This is a genomic window from Agrobacterium sp. El2ro-1b (genome assembly GCF_048298475.1).
Lineage (GTDB): Bacteria > Pseudomonadota > Alphaproteobacteria > Rhizobiales > Rhizobiaceae > Agrobacterium > Agrobacterium fabrum.
On sequence record NZ_CP103459.1, the window covers coordinates 1,810,985 to 1,828,292 of the forward strand.

A 17,308-nucleotide genomic window follows, 5' to 3' on the forward strand; every position below is an offset into this window, starting at 1 on the left:
GAGAAGACCGCGCTGCGCAGTTGAGGAAGACTGGATGTCTGCTAGTTTCTGCCATGTTTCGGAAGGGAAAGCCTGTCCGACTGCGGAAATGCGTGGAGTGGCGCTCGGCCGATTCGTCATCTGCGGGGCAACGGGTCTTTTTTTTCTGACATTGTCACTTGCCGCCGTGTCGGATGCTGTCGCGGAAACATTGCTCTGGACAGGCCCCGACGGGGCTGAATGGTTCACCGACGCCGCCTGGGGGCCGTCGCACCGCGTACCGAATGCGGGCGATGGCGCGATGATCAACGCCTATGGCCCGGTCATCACGATAGGCACCAACGCTGAAGTGTATCAATTGTCGATAGGCAATGCTCCGGGCGAGGGCACGCTGGTGGTGCAGGGCGGCTTGCAGACGAACTCGGTTATTCTCGGTGCTACCAGTGGCTCATCCGGCACCGCAAGTTTCATCGGCGCGGACTGGGCGAATGATGGTGACGTCTCGGTCGGCGGCAACGGAACGGGCAGCCTTCTTCTGCTGCACGGTACGACGGCATCGACGGAAAATATCTATGTTGGCGAGAGCGGGACGGGACGCGGCTCCCTCAAACTCGACAATTCATCGACCCTGACCGTCGCCGATACTGTTTTTGCGGGTTACAACAGCTGGTCGTCATCCGCAGCGGGTGGTAGCGGCAGTGTGGAGGTCCTTGGCGCCAGCTCGCTGTACAGTGCCAGTGGCGTGCTGGCAAACGACCCAGATACCGTGGGAACAGCGCTGGTTTCCGGTGGAGGCAGCAGCTGGAACATGTCATCGGACCTGGTTGTTGGTGAGGCGGGCGTTGGTACGCTCACCATCACCGGTGGCGGCATGGTTATCAGTCAGACAATTACTGTGATCGCGGACCTGAATTCCGCAGACGGCAGTAGCGTGACAGTCAGCCGTCTGGGTTCCTCGCTGCAAAGCGACACGCTCGTCGTCGGCAATGGTGGAGCTGCAACGCTCATGGTCGAAGCCGCGGCAACGGTCACCAGTGGCGAGGCCATTATTGGCCGCCATTCGGCAAGTGAAGCCAAGGTGACGGGCGACGGCTCGAAATGGACGACCGGCGATTTGCAGGTCGGAGGCGACACCTCCGATCCGGGCGGCGCTGCCGGCAACGGCACGCTCAACGTCACGGCAGGTGGTTCCGTGGATAGCACTGTCGCGCACCTTGGCGTCGTCGCAGGCGCAACCGGATCTGCCATCGTGGATGGAAAGGGGTCGGTCTGGACCGTCGACCGAAACAATCTCGAGGTGGGAGTGCTTGGCACGGGTTCGCTGGCGGTGACAGGCGGCGGCCTTGTCGACGCAGCGAATATCATCATCGGAACAAGTACAGGCGGCGATGGCTCGGTCCGGGTGTCGGGGGCAGACAGCACGGTGAAAAGCCGCTCCGATCTCAATGTCGGCCTGTACGGCAACGGTTCCATGACCATCGAGGCAGGTGGCGCCGTTAAAAGCCGTGACGGTTATATTGCCACCTATGGCGGCTCCACGTCCGCCGTGACGGTAACAGGCGACGGATCGAGCTGGGCGATGACCGGCACGTTTTTTGTCGGATACGCAAGCGGGGCCACGGGAAATGTGACGGTCAGCAACGGCGGCGCCATCAAGGCAACTGGGGTCACCCTCGGGGATCTCGCCGGCGCTTCCGGCACGATAACGATCACCGGAGCCGGTTCCAACGTCACCGCTTACGTCGACAATGGCACCGTGAATTCCGGCTCTGTCGATATCGGCTTTCAAGGCTCCGGAAGCTTGAGTGTTGTAAATGGTGGATCGCTTGCTGCCTATAATCTTTATGTCGGCAATGCATTGGGATCGAGTGGCGCGGTTTTGGTCAGCGGTGTGGGATCACATGTTTCCGTTGATCGCCTTATGGTCGTCGGAAATGCCGGAAACGGTTCCGTTGAGATAACGGCAGGCGCGTCGCTTGCTGCCCCCACCATCCTCATCGCCACGGCGGCGGGTTCAACGGGGGTGTTGAGTATCGGTGCAGGCGCCGGCCAAACGGCGCGGTCCGCCGGTGCGGTCGAGGCGCGTGCGATCGCCTTCGGGGCCGGTAACGGCAGTATCGTTTTTAATCATTCCGAGACGAGCTACACACTGTCCGCCGATATTTCAGGTGCGGGCAGGGTGGTTGCCGAGGCTGGCGTCACCACGCTTTCGGGCAATAACAGCTATTCCGGCGGAACCACCATTTCGGCCGGTATGCTGAAAGGAACGGCGAAAAGTTTCGGCTCCGGCGGCATCATCAATAATGCTGAACTCGTCGTTGACGGTGGGGGCACGCTTTCCAATGCCATAAGCGGCACTGGCAGCTTTGAAAAGACCGGCGACGGCAATCTGCTCCTGACCGGAAACAGCACCTATTCCGGCGCAACCGCGGTTTCCTCTGGAAAGCTGAGCGTGAACGGTTCGCTTGCAAGCGCCGTTTCTGTCGGCAGCGGCGCGACGGTCGGCGGCTCCGGCACCATCGGCGGTCTGACCGTCAATTCAGGCGGCACGCTTGCGCCCGGCAATTCCATCGGCACGCTGACGTCCACGGGCAATGCGACATTTGCGAGCGGCTCCACCTATGCGGTCGAAATCGATGCGGACGGCAGTTCCGACAGGCTTGCCGTGACCGGTACGATTACCATCGCAAACGATGTCAGCCTTATTGTCACGCCGCTTGCCGGCCATTCTGCCTACAGCCTTGGCACGCGATACACGATCCTGACAGCGACGGGCGGAGTGACCGGCACATTTTCAAGTGTTGACGAAAGTTTCGCCTATCTGACCGCAAAGGTTGCACAGAGTGGCGATGACGCTACCACCTATCTTTCTTTCATCAGGACATCGCCCGATGCCGGCTTATTGGCCGCCGCGACATCGACTGCCAATGCGCGGGCAGCCGCCAATGCCGTCGAGGCGCTCGGGCAAACCTCGCCGCTCTATGAAGCGGCGCTCTTCTTGCAGCAGGGAGAAACGCAAGGGGCTTTCTCGCAGCTTGCCGGAGAAATCCATCCCTCGCTTGCCATGGCCTTGATCAATCGCAGCGGGCAAAGCCGGGATGTCATTCTCAACCGGCTGCGCAGCGCTTTCGAGGGTGTCGATGCGCGCCCCATCCTGCCGGTCGCTTATGCGGAAGGCGGTCAGAACCCTTTTGCAGTTGATGATGGCGCGCTGAGCTTCTGGTCCAGCGGTTTCGGTTCTCGCGGGCGTATCGATAGGGACGGCAATGGTTCATCCGTCGACATGAACGGCGGTGGCATCCTGTTCGGCCTGGATGGAGAACTCAGCGACAGCTGGCGCGCCGGGATTGCTGCCGGTTATGGCCATGACGGTATCAAGCAGACCGCGCTTGCCGCCTCGGCCGATGTGGACAGCTATTATCTGGCCGCTTATGCGGGCACGGTGATCGGCCCCGCCTCTTTGCGGCTCGGCGCAATCCACGCTTTTCAGGATGCCGAAACCCGCCGCTCGATTCCTTTCTCGACGCTGCAGGAGAGCCTTTCCGCAAGTTACGGTGGCTCTACCTCGCAGGTCTTTGCCGAAGCAGCCTGGCGTTTCGATTTCGATCTCACCCATATCGAGCCCTATGCCAGTATCGCCTATGTGAATACCCGCACTGATTCTTTCCAGGAGAAGGGTGGCATCGCCGCCGTTTCCGCCAGCTCTGCCCGTTACGACCAGCTGTACAGCACGCTCGGTGCGCGGATCAGCCGGGATATAGCGCTTGAAGGCATGCTCGGCCGCGCGATGTTCGATCTGGCGTGGCGTCACAATTATGGCGATACGGCCATGGGCAGCAGCCTGTTCTACGAGGGTGGCGGTATGTTTTCGGTTGCGAGTACCTCGAGCCCGCGCGATGCGGCGATATTGAACCTGGGGCTGAGCTACGATCTCACGCCATCGGCCACGTTGACATTCCGTTATGGTGCGGTTTTCGGGGCCGGCGTGCTGGATCAATCCGCTGCCGCCGAACTTGGAGTTCGTTTCTGATGGGACATAGCCAGATGCGCATCGTGAAAGCGGCGCTTGCGGTTTTTCTTTGCGCCGGTGCCACGGCGGGTGAGGCGGTTACGCAGGAGGTGGCAAAAGCCGCAACACCCCTCCATGAGGTTCACGGAAGCTGGCAGCTTGCCTGTGCGGCTGCCGCAAAAAAAGACGGTGCCGATGCCGCCTCCTCCACAGGGGGAGAGACGAAACCACCTTGTGCCATCGCCCAGGTTCAGCTGGAGGAAAAAACCCGCAAGCTGGTCGTCTCCGTCGAATTCCGGCTGGACGATGCCGCAACGCCGGACAGACTTACCGGCACCATGGTCCTGCCTTTCGGTCTGGCCGTCACCAAGCTGTTTTCGGTGAAATCGGGCAATATGCGCTTGCAGGAAGTGCAGGTCAGCACCTGCCTCCCGGTTGGCTGCATCGTGTCGTTCACACCCTTCATCGAGCTGGTCTCGGCGCTGAAGGCGGAACAGACGCTCACCATCGAGGCGCCTGATCTGCAGGGCCGCATTGTGTCGTTCCAACTGCAGGGCAAAGGTTTTCCCGAGGCGCTGAAACGCCTCGGGGAAGTGCGTTAGGCCGCCACGGAATCCGGCTCGGCCTTGCCTTGTGGTGTTTGCTGTTCGGCATGGGGCTCAATGTTTTTCTTGCGGGAAAATAGCCCGGTGAGGAAGTGGCCGAACCGGTCCATTTCCACGAAGATGACGGGTGTGATGAACAGCGTCAGTAGTTGCGAGACGATGAGACCACCGACCACGGCGATGCCGAGCGGCTGGCGCAGTTCCGAACTTGCGCCGGAGCCGAGCGCGATGGGCAGTGCGCCCAGCAATGCGCAGAAGGTGGTCATCATGATCGGCCGGAACCGGCGCACGCAGGCTTCGTGAATGGCGATTGCCGGCGGTTCCGCCTTTTCGCGCATCAACTCCACCGCCACGTCGATCATCATGATCGCGTTTTTCTTCACGATACCGATCAGCATCAAAAGGCCGATGAGCGCGATGATCGAGAAATCCATGCCCATCACCTTCAGCGCCACAAGAGCGCCAAAGGCTGCGGCCGGCAGGCCGGACAGGATGGTCAGCGGGTGGATGAAGCTTTCATAGAGCACGCCCAGCACCACATAGATGGTCAGCACCGCCGCCAGAATGAGGATGCCGGTATTGCCCTGGCTCTGCTGGAAGATCGCCGCCGTGCCGCCATAGCTGGTGAACACATCCTGCGGCAGGCCGATCGTGGTCTTGATCTGGTCGATGCGGCTTGTGGCATCGGAAAGCGCCACGCCATCCGGCAAGTTGAAGGAGATGGTGGTGGAGACGAGCTGGCCCGTTTGGTTGATGGTAACCGGCGCCTGCGTGCGGGTCAGCGAGGCGAAGTTGGAAAGCGGAACCAGAACTCCTGATTTTGCGGAAAGAATATTGATATCACTGAGGAAATCGTCATTCCAGGATTTGGAGCTGTCGAATTCCACGATGACGTCGTAGCTGTCGCCGGTTGACTGGATTTGTGCTGCGGTATAGCCGCCGAAGGACATTTCCAGTGTCTTGCGTAACTGGTCATTTGTGATGCCGAAGGCGGCCGCTTTTTCCGGATCGACGGAGATCGTCGCGGCAATCGCCCCGTTCTGGGCGTCGGTGGTGACGGCGGTGAATGTGTGGTCGCGGCGCATCGCCTCCATCAGCTTGTTCGACCATTCATTGGTCGTATCGGCATTCAGGCCCTGAACGACCAGCTGATACTGGCTGGCGGAACTGCGTCCGCCGAAACGCAGGCTCTGCTGCGGGTTGATGTAGGTGCGAATGCCCGCCACTTTCGATGTGGCCTGCCCCAGTTCCTTCAGCACCTCGCTGAGCGGTGCGCGTTCTTCCTTGGGTTTCAGCTCCACGAACATCGAGCCATTGTTCAGCGGATTGCGTGAATTGCCGCCGACGATGGACGTGACATGCACGACGGCGGGGTTCTTGCGGATCTGATCGGCGACCTGTGCCTGGAGATCGCGCATTGCCGTGTAGGAAATATCCTCACGCGCCTGTGTCGAGACCGAAAGACGGCCGATATCTTCCTGCGGGAAGAAGCTCGATGGCAGGGTTTCGAACAGGTAGACCGAGGCGGCGACCGAGGCGAGAAATGAGGCAAGCACGATGCGGCGGTGAGAAAGACACCAGCCGACGGCCTTGCCGTAGAGGCGAAGCGTGCGCTCGAAGCCGGCATCGAACCAGCGGATGATGGCCGGCGGCCGCGAGGAGTGGCCCGACAGGCGCGAAGCAAGCATCGGCGTCACCGTCAGTGAAACCAGCGCCGAGGCCATGATCGCCAGCGTGACGACCATGCCGAACTCGTTGAAGAGCCTGCCGATCACGCCGCCCATCAGCAGAATGGGAATGAAGACGGCCACCAGCGAGACGGACATGGACAGGATGGTGCCGCTGACTTCCGCCGCCCCCTGCAAGGCCGCCTCACGCATGGGCAGGCCTTTTTCATGCAGCCGCAGGATGTTCTCCAGCATGACGATGGCGTCATCCACCACCAGGCCCACCGATAGCGTCAGCCCGAGCAGCGAGATATTGTCGATGCTGTAGCCCAGAACATACATCATGCCGAAAGCGGTGATGAGCGACAACGGCACGGCAAGGCCCGGAATGATGGTTGCCGTCAGGTGCCCGGTGAAAAGATAGATGACCGCAACCACCAGCCCGATGGTGAGGAACAGGGTGAACTGAACGTCAGAGATCGCATCTTTGATGGCAGTCGAAGCGTCGTTCATGACGTGGATATTGACGGATGGCGGCAATTGCTGTTGCAGCGCTGGCAGCTTGGCCTTGATGGCATCAACAACTTCGACGGTATTGGCATCCGGCTGCCGCTGCACGGCAAGAATAATGGCCTGTTCGCCATCAAACCAGCTGCCGGCATTGGTATTGTCGATGCTGTCGGTGACGTTGGCGATATCGCCGAGATGGATCGGCGCGCCGTTGTTCGTGGAGACGACCAGCGAGCGGAAGGCGGCCGCATTGGTGCGCTGGGTATCGGCCTCGATGGTCAGGCGCTGATTGTCGGTCTGCAACGCACCTACGGGCACCTGATTATTCGCCTGGGTGATGGCCGTTGTAACGGTATCGACACCGAGCCCTCTTGCCTGAAGCTGCGTTGGATCGAGACCAATGCGCACCGCATAGGTTTGCGCACCATAGATGCTCACCTGTGCGACGCCCGAAATGGTGGAGAGAAGCGGCGAGATGATGTTTTCGGCGATCTCATCCACCTTGCTGGTCGGCATTTCCTTGCTGTTGACGGCAAGCAGCAGCACCGGCGCATCGGCCGGATTGGTCTTGCGATAGCTCGGGGTCGTCGTCATGTTGCTTGGCAGTTGCCGTTGGGCGCGCGAAATGGCGGCCTGAACATCGGCTGCTGCGGCGTCGATATCGCGGTTGAGATCGAACTGCAGCACGATCGAGCTGTTGCCGAGCGTGTTGGTGGCGCTGATTTCGCTGACGCCGGGAATGGTTTCGAACTGCTTGACCAGCGGCGTGGTGACCGATGTGGCCATGGTTTGCGGCGAGGCGCCCGAGAGCGACGAGGAGACGTTGATCGTCGGAAAATCCACCTTCGGCAGGGCAGCGACGGGCAGCAGGCGGAAGCCGGCAAGCCCGGCGAGCACAAGGCCGATGGCGAGAAGTGTGGTGGCGACGGGGCGGTTGATACAGAAATTAGGGATCATTGGCCGCTAACCTGTTCCTGCGGAATATTGGCGGCCAGATTGGCAGCCGCACCGCCCTTGTCCGAGAATTGCTCCACCACCGTCTGGCCATCGGCAAGTTCGGACTGACCTTCAACGATGATATGTTCGCCGCCATTGAGGCCGCTGGCAATGGCGGTGAGATCGCCATTCGAGCGGGCAACTTCCACCGGCGTCATATGGGCATGATGGTCGTTATCGACCGTATAGACGAAATTGCCTTTTGGCCCCGGCCGCACGGCGACCGTCGGCACCACGATCATTTCATCGTCCGAGACGAAGTGGGCGGTGACGTTCACCGACTGGCCGGGCCACAAAAGACCGCGGTCATTCTTGAACTCCGCCTTTGCCAGCACGGTGCCCGAGGTCTGGTCCACCGTATTGTCGTAAAAACGCAGGACGCCGCGCATGGGCTCGCCACCCGTCGCCGCTGGATCGACATCAACGGCGGTTTCTTTTGTCACGCCTTCACGCAATTGCGGCAGGTAGCGCTGGGAAAGCCGGAAACTGACCGAGATCGGATCATATTTGGTAATCGTCACGATATTGACGCCGGCACTGAGGTAGGCACCGGGGCTGACGGTGATATCGCCGAGCCGCCCGTCGAACGGGGCACGGATTTCCATATGTTCGAGTGTCACCTGATCTGAGGCGAGCGTTGCCTTGTCGGCATCGATCTTGGCGCTGGCGCCGTCGCGTGCTGCCCTGGCCTGATCCAGTACCTGTTGCGATTCCGCGCTTTGCTTGACCAGATTGGTGGCGCGCTGGAAGGCGGCCTCGGTCTGCTCCAGCGTCGCCTGGTCGGCGGCGATATTGGCCTTGTCCTTGTCGACGGCGGCACGGGCGATGCGGTCATCCAACTTGAGGATCAGATCGCCCGCCTTGATATGCTGGCCGTCCTTCGCGCTGATTTCCGTAACGAGGCCGGCCTGAAGCGGGGCGATATTGGTGATATCGGCCGCAACTGCCCATCCCGTCGCCGTTGCATCCATCGGAAGCGTCGCCTTGGCAACGGCGATGGTGCTGACCGTGGGCGGCGCGCCATTGCGACGTCCGCCGCCCTGTCTTTGTCCCGACTGCCGGGCCGGCTGGCCGTTTTGGGAGGATTGCGCTGCAGTTTCGGCGCCGGGCTGCGGAGACGCGCTGGAAAATTGTTTGAGATAGGGGATTTGGTCGAGCGGCAGGCGATCCCTGAAATACCAGGTACCGGCGGCTGCAATGGCAAGAACGCTAAGGGCGGTCCAGAAACGTTTCATCGGACGATTCCGCGTAATGAGAGTACATGTTTCCCGAACATGTGCGGCAAGCCTTGGGAGCAGCTTTCCCCCACAAGACACCCAATGCGCTGCGAAATCACCTTAAACTTTTGTAATGGCGGCGACAATGCCACGGCTGCATCGCCTTGCCACGCAGAGGCTGGAGCACTTTCGGGCGAGGTTGCCCGGTCCTGAGCCTCGTGCCCGGTCATCGCCGTGTTCGCTGTCGGGCACGGCCAATGAAAAAAGCCGCCTCGTTTCCGGGGCGGCTTTGATGGGGCGTCGGAATGCCAAGTATCAGAAAGCCCGGATGGCGTTGCGTGTCGTCAGCACGTCCTCTGCAACATTGCCCGTGGTTGCCGGAACGGAGCCGACGAGATCCAGGAACTTGTAAAGTTCTGTCGCCTGCGAATTGGTGACGTAGATGATGTCGCGATCCTGCATCGGGAACTTCGTGGTGGCGAAGAAGGTCGACGGATCACGCAGATTGGCGCGGAAGATGACCGGAATTTCCTGCCCGGGGAATTTCGAGGTATCGATGCCGAGCTTCACGAGAAGATCGCGTCTCACGGTACGATAGATATAGACCTGCGCGGGGTCCGCGCGGGAATCGAGCAGGCCGCCGGCTTTGCCGAGCGCATCCGAAAGCTTGAGGCTGGCGTCCTCGAACTCGAAACGTCCGTTCAGGCCGGAAGCGCCGAAGGCCAGATAGGTGCGGCGCTCACGCTCCACCATGATCGTGTCGCCCGGAACCACGTAGATGTTTTCCGATGGGGTGCTGACGAGGTGGTTGTAGTTGATGCGCGCAGTCTTGCCGCGGCGGATCAGCGTGACGTAGGATTCGATATTAGGCGCGCTCAGGCCCTTGGCATAGGAGATGACGTCCAGAACGCGATCGCCCGCTTCCGAGAGCTGAACCTTTGTCGGCTCCTTGACGTCGCCGAGCACGGAGGCCTGGGCGGAGCGGCTGGAAATCTTGGTAATGAGAACCTGCGGTTCGATGGCGCGGTTGGCGAGCCGCTCCTCGATTTCGGTCTGAACATTCTCGACATTGCGGCCGGTGGCGCGGATCTTGCCGGCATAGGGAACGCTGATATTCCCCTCACGGTCTACCGTCTGGTTCGGCAGGCTGATGAAGTTGCCGGGACGGCTGCCAGCGTCGTTTGGAATGAACAGGCCACCCGCCTGGCTTTCAAAGATCGCCACCTGCACAACGTCGCCGACACCCATCGGCAGCGCCGGCACGCCACCCTTGCCGCCGCCGAAGCTGCCGAGCAGGGTCGTATTGGTGGTATCTCCGACGTAATTGAGAACGGCGCTGTTGACGTCGATCAGGGCGTAATCGACGCCTGCGGTCTTGTGTTTGTCCTTGGACGCAAATTTTACGGAAGCGTTGGATTCGATCGTCGCCGCATCAGGGCCGGAGGCCGCAGTGACCGTGCAACCCGAAAGTGCTGCAGAGGCAAGCAGGATCGAAACATTCAATAAACGCATTTGGTCCTCAAAATGAATTCCGTCCGAAAAAGTGGAAATAGTCCGGACACCGTATAAGTTATTAAAAATAAGCACATCTTACGTGACACCGGTAAAGGAAATCCCACCCGGCATTACATCCCTTCAGCGGAATCGCCTTCCGAGATGTTTACGTCCCCAATCAGGCTATGCCTAATTTAAGGCGATGCTTCAAGTTCTTCATCGCTCGACCGCCCCGGAAAAATCCGGGTCAGGCGCGATATTCGAATTCCCCGACGATATCAGTATTGTTGCTCTTCAATATTCAGTTATCGTCATAATCTCTTTGATTGCTGCATCGCGCTAGTGCAGTTTTGTCACGCTTGCGCGGTTTCTTTTTCGGTTGACGTGAGTGACGTCTAATCAATTGTTTTGTAAAATTATTTTCCTTCTGACAAGGCTAGGACGTCATGAAAGAAGGAGCTTCAGGTTGTTGTCCGGTCATTTTTTAGTCCCGGAATCGTGCGTTTTGCGTTTGTACTGATCGGCTCTCCCGCTGAAGCGCCGGCGCCGCGTCGGCGATGTGCCGAGGCAGGCAAAGCCACCCATTCATATATCCCGAAACGGATAGCTGCCATCTGAACAAGGGCGGGCAGGGCAATGCCAATAATTGTCGTGGTCGCCAACAGGCTGGCCATGTCTGTTACGTGGAGCAACTTCACCGCGACAGCCCGGCCAAAGCCGATTGCGATTATATGCATCACATAGATGCCGACGGACAGCTGGCCCAGCCTCTTGAGCATCAATGAAATCGCGTTCTCCCGAATAACCAATGCCTGTGAAATTGCGACAATCAGAAATATGCCGAGGATTGCGGATAAGAATGGAAGCCGTTCGGGGATTTCAATTTGCCACGAGAAACCGGTGGAAATCGCAAATGCAGCCAGAAGCGCGAGACACGAGCGCATCGTGTACCGCCATTGCTGAAAACCATACTGCTTGGCGATAATTCCGAGCGTGAAATAGATGAACCCGTATGCGATGTCCCACGCTACAGGCTGGCTGTGCAGATAAACGAAGACGAGAATGAAGAGGGCGAGCGCAAACACCATACGGACAAGCGGGGGTACCGACGCGAATATATAGGATGCGAGTTGGCAGAAAAAGAGTGCGTAGAGAAACCAGAAGGGACTGATCGGGTTCCAGAGAATTCCCAACACCCTTGTAAAATCAATGGTCGTGTTGGTGAGACCTAAATGTCCCATCATCACCATCAGGCTGCCATGCAGAACCGACCAAAATAGATAGGGATAAGCGATGTTTTTTCCGAGCTTGGCGAAAAAATCATTAGGGGCGGTATTTTGTCCGGAGAAGAACAAACCCGACACGAAGAAAAAAAACGGCATATGGAAGGTGTAAATTGCATAGTCGGCAAAACCCAACAGGGTGAGGTGCGGAGGTGCGCCAGAACCATTTAGGCCCCTTTCCGCGTGGCCGAAAACTACGAGGATAATGCACAGTCCCTTGGCAACATCATAACTGTCGTCACGCGTTTTTTTAGGTTCCATGCAAGCCCTCAATAGGAGTTTTATGGATGGATGCAGACTGAAGGCGCAGCCTCATCACGCCCGCTCAGCCAGGGCGAAATTCACCGTATCCGCGAATTCCCTCAGGAAGCGCTCGCGTGAGAAGCGGGCGGCATTGTCGACGCAGGCGCTCTTGTCGAAACGATCGGAATTGTCGACGAATTCCTGGACCGCAGCGCAGATCGCCTCCGGTGTCTGCTCGCCGAAATAGAGGCCGGTCGGCTGGTTCGAGGCGCCGAGTGGAATGACGGTTTCCAGCACGCCGCCCTTGCCATAGGCGATGACCGGGGTGCCCAGCGCCTGCGACTCGACGGGAACGATGCCGAAATCATCTTCCGCGGCGAAAACGAACGCCTTGGCTTCCGCCATGTATTTGTGAAGCTCCTCATTGCCGACAAAACCGAGGATTTGGACATTCGGTGCGGCGATCTCGCGGATGCGTTTCATGTCCGGCCCGTCGCCGATGACGACGAGCCGTTTGTCGGGCATCTTCGCGAAGGCCTCCACGATCAGGTGCACCTTCTTGTAGGGAACCAGCCGGGAGGCGGTGACGAAATAATCGCCTTTCCTGTCGGAAGGGGAAAGATGCGCGGTATCGACAGGCGGGTAGATCACCGTGGAATCGCGCCCATAACATTTACGCACGCGGCTGCGGATGAATTTGGAATTCACCGTCATCAGATCGACGCCATGGGTGGTGCGGATATCCCACATGCGGATGTAGTGAAGAATGGCGCGCGCGATCCACGAGGCGAAGCCGCGATTGAGCCGGGTTTCCTTGAGATATTGATGCTGGAGATCCCAGGCATAGCGAATGGGGCTATGGATATAGGAGACGTGAAACTGGCCGGGACCGGTGATGACGCCCTTGGCGACCGCATAGCTGGAGGAGATGACGAGGTCATAACCGCTAAGATCGAACTGCTCAATAGCGAGCGGCATAAACGGCAGATAGGAGCGATATTTCTTCCGGGCGAAGGGCAGCTTCTGGATGAAGGAGGTGTTGACGGGACGCCCGCCGAGAAAGCCCCGGTCACGCTCGCTCATGAAATCGACGAGACAATAAAGGTCCGCGTGAGGATAAATTTCGAGAAGGTTGTGAAGCACTTTCTCGGCCCCACCCCGGTCGGTGAGCCAGTCATGCACGATTGCCGTCTTCATAATTTCCTCAATAATTTCAACGTAATAAAAATTTATTGTCCGCCTTTGAACAAACTCGGCGGTATCGAATATCAGGTCTGTCTGCAGCCCTTGAAAACACGGCTGCGGGAAGGCGAATAAGGTAACGATAAATAAGAATAGGCGTTTATGTCTGTCGTAGTCCGATCTTCAATAGCACTTTCTTCGCAAATGCGAAACAACCAAGCTGCGTAATTCTCCGCCGTCTTTTCCTTCGAGCGCGCGCAGCAATATCCGCGGTGCCGGTTCGCTCTTTTTGTTTCCCTGAAAAATCCTGTTTCCGGTTCGCTGATACCGGAATCCGTCATTGTCGCCGCATGGTCATTGACAAGACGTCTTATCGCGATATTCTGTTATAAAGATGCATATAACATAATAATGGAGCATCGAGTTGGAACGAAGAGCTGGGAGCTTGACCATGAGACGTAAAATTGCATTTCTCGCCACCGCCGCACTGTTGCTGACGCCGGGTATGATGATGGCTGCGGAGAAGGGTGGCGTCATCAACGTCGCGACGATCGGTGAGCCGCCGACACTTGACCCCATGGCCTCGACGGCCGATCTGGTCGGCATCGTCACGCAGCATATTTTCGAAACGCTCTATACCTTCGACAAGGGCTGGAAGGTAACGCCGCTTCTGGCTGAAAGCCTGCCGGAAATCAGTGCGGATGCTAAAACCTACACCATCAAGCTGCGCCAGGGCATCAAGTTCCATGATGGTAGCGACATGACCTCGGAAGACGTCGTCGCCTCGCTCGGCCGCTGGATGAAGATCGCCTCGCGCGGCAAGCAGGCCGCCGGTTTCATCGACAATATTTCCGCGCCTGATGCCGGAACGGTGACGATCACCCTCAAGCAGGCCTATGCACCGCTGACCTCGCTTCTGGCTTTCAACAACTCCGCCGCCATCATTCTGCCGGCTGAAAAACAGGCGGAGCCGATGGCCGAATTTGTCGGCACCGGCCCCTATATGCTGAAGGAACGCAAGGCGGACCAATATATCCAGCTCGTGCGTTTTGATGGCTACAAGTCCCGCGATGGCGAAAGCGACGGTTATGGTGGTGCGCGGCATCAATATCTCGACGAAATCCGCTTCGTTCCGGTGCCTGATCCGAATACCCGTGTCGAGGCGGCCGTCTCAGGGCAATATGACTATGTCGATTCCATTCCGGTGGAGTCCTTCGACAAGGTGAAGTCCTCGTCAGCCTCGCAGCCCATGATGCTGAAGCCATTCGGTTTCCCGGTCTTCGTGTTCAACACCAAGGAGGGACTTGCTTCCAAACTTGAGGTTCGCAAGGCCGTAACCGAAGCGCTGAACATGGAAGACATGCTGGCAGCCGCTTTCGGCAGCACGGATTTCTACGCGCTTGACGGCGCCTATTACCCCGACAATTTCTCCTGGCACACGGAAGAGGGCGTCGAAGGCAATTATAATGTCGGCAACCCGGAAGCTGCTGCCGAAAAGCTGAAGGCAGCCGGCTATAATGGCGAGCCGCTGCGCATCCTCACCAGCCGCCAATATGAATTCCATTACAAGATGGCGCAGGTGGCGGCGGAATATCTGAAGCTTGCCGGTTTCAAGGTGGATATGCAGGTGGTGGACTGGGCAACGCTGACGCAGCGCCGCGCAGACCCGAAGCTCTGGGACATTTATATCAGTCACAGCCCCTTCCTGCCGGAACCGGCGCTGATGGGAGCGCTATCTACAAGCTCGCCGGGCTGGTGGGATACGCCGGCACGCAAGGCGGCAGTTGACGCCTTCACCTCGGAAGCCGATCCGGAAAAGCGCGTAGCACTTTGGGCCAATGTGCAGAAGACGATCTATGCCGAGCTGCCGCTCATCAAGATCGGCGACTTCAACGCTGCGGCCGCCAAATCCAACAAGCTTGATGGTGTCGATCCGGCTCCGTGGCCGTATTTCTGGAATGCTTCGGTTACGAAGTAAGACCGGCTGGCAATCGGGCGTCGGGCTTTGCATCCGGCGCTCTTTCATACCGGACCTGTGTGCCTGCTTCGCCTCTGCCCTCATTCCTGTGCTTGTCACAGGAATCCAGCCGACGCGCGTCTGCGCGGCGAGAAGAGTCTTTTCAGCCCAAGGACTTGGGGTTGGCTAGATTCCTGTGACAAGCACAGGAATGAGGGTGGAGTATGAGGACGTGCGAAGAGAACGTTCGATTTTACTACTGCGAGTGCCGGAATTGCCGGCACCCTCGAGAACTCAGTTCAACCGTCGCCTGATCGCGGCCTATCACACGCTTCGGAGCCTTGATACGTGATACGGTATATTTTCCAGAGACTTGCGGGAATGATCGTGGTGATGTTCCTCGTCGTCACCATCGTTTTCGTCATCCTGCGCGTCACACCCGGAGACCCGGCCGCCGTGATGCTGGGGCCGGATGCCACGGCGCAGGATATTGCGGACCTGCGCACCCGGCTCGGCCTCGATCAGTCGCTCGGCGTGCAATATGTCTATTACATCGGCCAATTGCTGAAGGGCGATCTCGGCCAGTCGATCTTTCTTAACATGCCGGTCGGCTCGGCGCTTCTCGACCGGGCGGAACCGACCTTCTTCCTGACGATTTTTTCGCTGCTGATCGCCAGCGTCATAGCGCTTCCCATCGGCATCTACGCCGCTTACCGGCGCGGTTCCTTCGTGGATCAGGCCGCGACCACCATTGCGATGCTGGCGGCGAGCATTCCGAGCTTCTGGCTCGGCCTCATCCTCATGCAGGTCTTCGCCGTGCGGCTCGATATGTTCCCGGTGTCGGGTTATGGCGGGCCGGGCGCGAGCTTCCTTGAGCGCATGTATCACCTGACCCTTCCGGCCATTGCGCTCGGCCTCGTTTCCTCAGCCCTTATTCTCCGCTTCACCCGCGCGTCGATGCTGGATGTTCTCGGCGACGATTATGTTCGCACCGCCAGAGCCAAGGGTGTCAAGGAGCGTCGGGTGGTGATGAAACATGCTTTGAAGAATGCACTCATCCCCATCCTCACCGTGCTTGGCCTTACCGCTGCCGTGCTGATTTCCGGCGCGGTGGTCACGGAGACCGTCTTCGGCCTGCCGGGCGTCGGCAATCTTGTCGTCTCAGCCGTGCTGCGGCGGGATTATCCGGTCATCCAGGGCGCGCTTCTCATCATCGCCGGGCTTTACGTGCTCATCAATTTTGCCATCGACATGCTTTATCTGCTGGTCGATCCGAGGGTTCGTTACTGATGGCCGATATTGTTTCCACCACCCCACCGGCGCGCAACCCGACCATCCTGTTCATTCGGCGTCTGTTGAAGCGCAAGACGGTCGCCGCCGGTCTTATTGTGCTTTTCATCTTCGTGCTGCTGGCGGTATTCGCGCCGATGATCGCGCCTTATTCGCCGTCGAAACTGTCGATTGTGAACCGTCTGAAGCCACCGAGTGAAATTTACTGGTTCGGCACCGACGAGTTCGGCCGCGACGTATTTTCCCGCACCATCTATGCTGGAAGGCTGTCGCTTCTGGTTGGCGCGGCCGTTGTTTTTCTCTCGTCGGTCATCGGCATCACGCTCGGCCTGCTCGCTGGCTTCTTCCAGAAACTGGATACGCCGATTGCGCGCCTGATCGACGCGATGATGGCCTTTCCGGATATTCTGCTGGCCATTGCGCTGGTCGCCGCACTCGGTCCGTCGCTGACGACTGTCATCATCGCGCTTGCCGTCGTTTATTCGCCGCGCCTTGCCCGCATCGTGCGCGCCTCGACACTGGTGATCCGGGAATTGCCCTATGTGGAGGCGGCAAAGGCGCTTGGCATCTCCACCTTCCACATCATGACGCGGCATGTGCTGCGCAATCTGGTCTCGCCGATCCTCGTGCAATGCACCTTCCTTTTTGCCAGCGCCATGCTGGCCGAGGCCGGGCTTTCCTTTCTGGGGCTCGGTGTCAGCCCCGAAATACCCACTTGGGGAACCATGATCTCCGCCGGCCGCCAATATATCGGTCAGGCTGACTGGATGACCTATTTCCCCGGCTTTGCCATCATTCTTTCCGTGCTGTCGCTGCAAATGGTCGGCGACGGGCTGCGGGACATGCTCGACCCAAGACTGCGAAGGGATTTGTAAG

At 58.8% G+C, this 17,308-nt stretch carries 10 protein-coding genes; 5 read left to right on the forward strand and 5 right to left on the reverse strand.

What is annotated here, in order from left to right; genetic code table 11:
• Window positions 1-34: 34 nt before the first annotated feature.
• Entirely contained in the window at window positions 35-4,009 is a 3,975-nt protein-coding gene (locus tag NYR50_RS22375; RefSeq protein WP_418138064.1) for an autotransporter domain-containing protein, read from the forward strand.
• A complete protein-coding gene (locus tag NYR50_RS22380) occupies window positions 4,009-4,590 on the forward strand; it encodes an invasion associated locus B family protein (protein ID WP_418138065.1) in 582 nt (193 codons plus the stop codon). Before NYR50_RS22375 ends, NYR50_RS22380 begins: the two co-directional genes overlap by 1 nt.
• Here NYR50_RS22380 and NYR50_RS22385 read toward each other — a convergent pair.
• From NYR50_RS22385 to NYR50_RS22405, 5 genes are all read right to left on the reverse strand, one after another.
• Window positions 4,587-7,727 carry an efflux RND transporter permease subunit gene (locus NYR50_RS22385; protein WP_418138066.1) on the reverse strand — a complete coding sequence of 1,047 codons (3,141 nt, stop codon included), beginning with the start codon at window positions 7,725-7,727 and terminating at the stop codon, window positions 4,587-4,589. The two genes, NYR50_RS22380 and NYR50_RS22385, sit on opposite strands and share 4 nt — an antisense overlap.
• The gene (locus NYR50_RS22390) at window positions 7,724-9,001 is read right to left on the reverse strand and encodes an efflux RND transporter periplasmic adaptor subunit (protein ID WP_418138067.1); all 1,278 of its coding nucleotides are present in this window, start codon (window positions 8,999-9,001) and stop codon (window positions 7,724-7,726) included. The genes NYR50_RS22385 and NYR50_RS22390 overlap by 4 nt, the downstream gene beginning before the upstream one ends.
• Before the next feature lie 297 nt (window positions 9,002-9,298).
• Window positions 9,299-10,495 carry a polysaccharide biosynthesis/export family protein gene (locus NYR50_RS22395; RefSeq protein ID WP_418138068.1) on the reverse strand — a complete coding sequence of 399 codons (1,197 nt, stop codon included), beginning with the start codon at window positions 10,493-10,495 and terminating at the stop codon, window positions 9,299-9,301.
• 443 nt (window positions 10,496-10,938) lie between these two features.
• Window positions 10,939-12,021 carry an acyltransferase family protein gene (locus tag NYR50_RS22400; protein ID WP_418138069.1) on the reverse strand — a complete coding sequence of 361 codons (1,083 nt, stop codon included), beginning with the start codon at window positions 12,019-12,021 and terminating at the stop codon, window positions 10,939-10,941.
• A gap of 54 nt (window positions 12,022-12,075) precedes the next feature.
• A complete protein-coding gene (locus tag NYR50_RS22405) occupies window positions 12,076-13,200 on the reverse strand; it encodes a glycosyltransferase family 4 protein (protein ID WP_418138070.1) in 1,125 nt (374 codons plus the stop codon).
• 436 nt (window positions 13,201-13,636) lie between these two features.
• Here NYR50_RS22405 and NYR50_RS22410 point away from each other — a divergent pair, with 436 nt between their 5' ends.
• The 3 genes from NYR50_RS22410 (at window position 13,637) to NYR50_RS22420 (ending at window position 17,307) form a co-directional block, all read left to right on the forward strand.
• Window positions 13,637-15,163, forward strand: coding sequence for an ABC transporter substrate-binding protein (locus NYR50_RS22410; RefSeq protein WP_418138071.1), 1,527 nt, complete (start codon window positions 13,637-13,639; stop codon window positions 15,161-15,163).
• 327 nt (window positions 15,164-15,490) lie between these two features.
• Window positions 15,491-16,432, forward strand: coding sequence for an ABC transporter permease (locus NYR50_RS22415; RefSeq protein WP_418138072.1), 942 nt, complete (start codon window positions 15,491-15,493; stop codon window positions 16,430-16,432).
• Window positions 16,432-17,307 (forward strand): ABC transporter permease, encoded by an 876-nt coding sequence (locus NYR50_RS22420; protein WP_418138073.1) that lies wholly within the window; start codon window positions 16,432-16,434, stop codon window positions 17,305-17,307. The genes NYR50_RS22415 and NYR50_RS22420 overlap by 1 nt, the downstream gene beginning before the upstream one ends.
• Window position 17,308: the final 1 nt, after the last annotated feature.

Excerpts from the sequence above, each read along its gene's own strand:
- NYR50_RS22375 (WP_418138064.1), top strand. The coding sequence starts at position 35 with ATGTCTGCTAGTTTCTGCCATGTTTCGGAAGGGAAAGCCTGTCCGACT.
- NYR50_RS22380 (WP_418138065.1), top strand. The coding sequence starts at position 4,009 with ATGGGACATAGCCAGATGCGCATCGTGAAAGCGGCGCTTGCGGTTTTT.
- NYR50_RS22385 (WP_418138066.1), bottom strand. The coding sequence starts at position 7,727 with ATGATCCCTAATTTCTGTATCAACCGCCCCGTCGCCACCACACTTCTC.
- NYR50_RS22390 (WP_418138067.1), bottom strand. The coding sequence starts at position 9,001 with ATGAAACGTTTCTGGACCGCCCTTAGCGTTCTTGCCATTGCAGCCGCC.
- NYR50_RS22395 (WP_418138068.1), bottom strand. The coding sequence starts at position 10,495 with ATGCGTTTATTGAATGTTTCGATCCTGCTTGCCTCTGCAGCACTTTCG.
- NYR50_RS22400 (WP_418138069.1), bottom strand. The coding sequence starts at position 12,021 with ATGGAACCTAAAAAAACGCGTGACGACAGTTATGATGTTGCCAAGGGA.
- NYR50_RS22405 (WP_418138070.1), bottom strand. The coding sequence starts at position 13,200 with ATGAAGACGGCAATCGTGCATGACTGGCTCACCGACCGGGGTGGGGCC.
- NYR50_RS22410 (WP_418138071.1), top strand. The coding sequence starts at position 13,637 with ATGAGACGTAAAATTGCATTTCTCGCCACCGCCGCACTGTTGCTGACG.
- NYR50_RS22420 (WP_418138073.1), top strand. The coding sequence starts at position 16,432 with ATGGCCGATATTGTTTCCACCACCCCACCGGCGCGCAACCCGACCATC.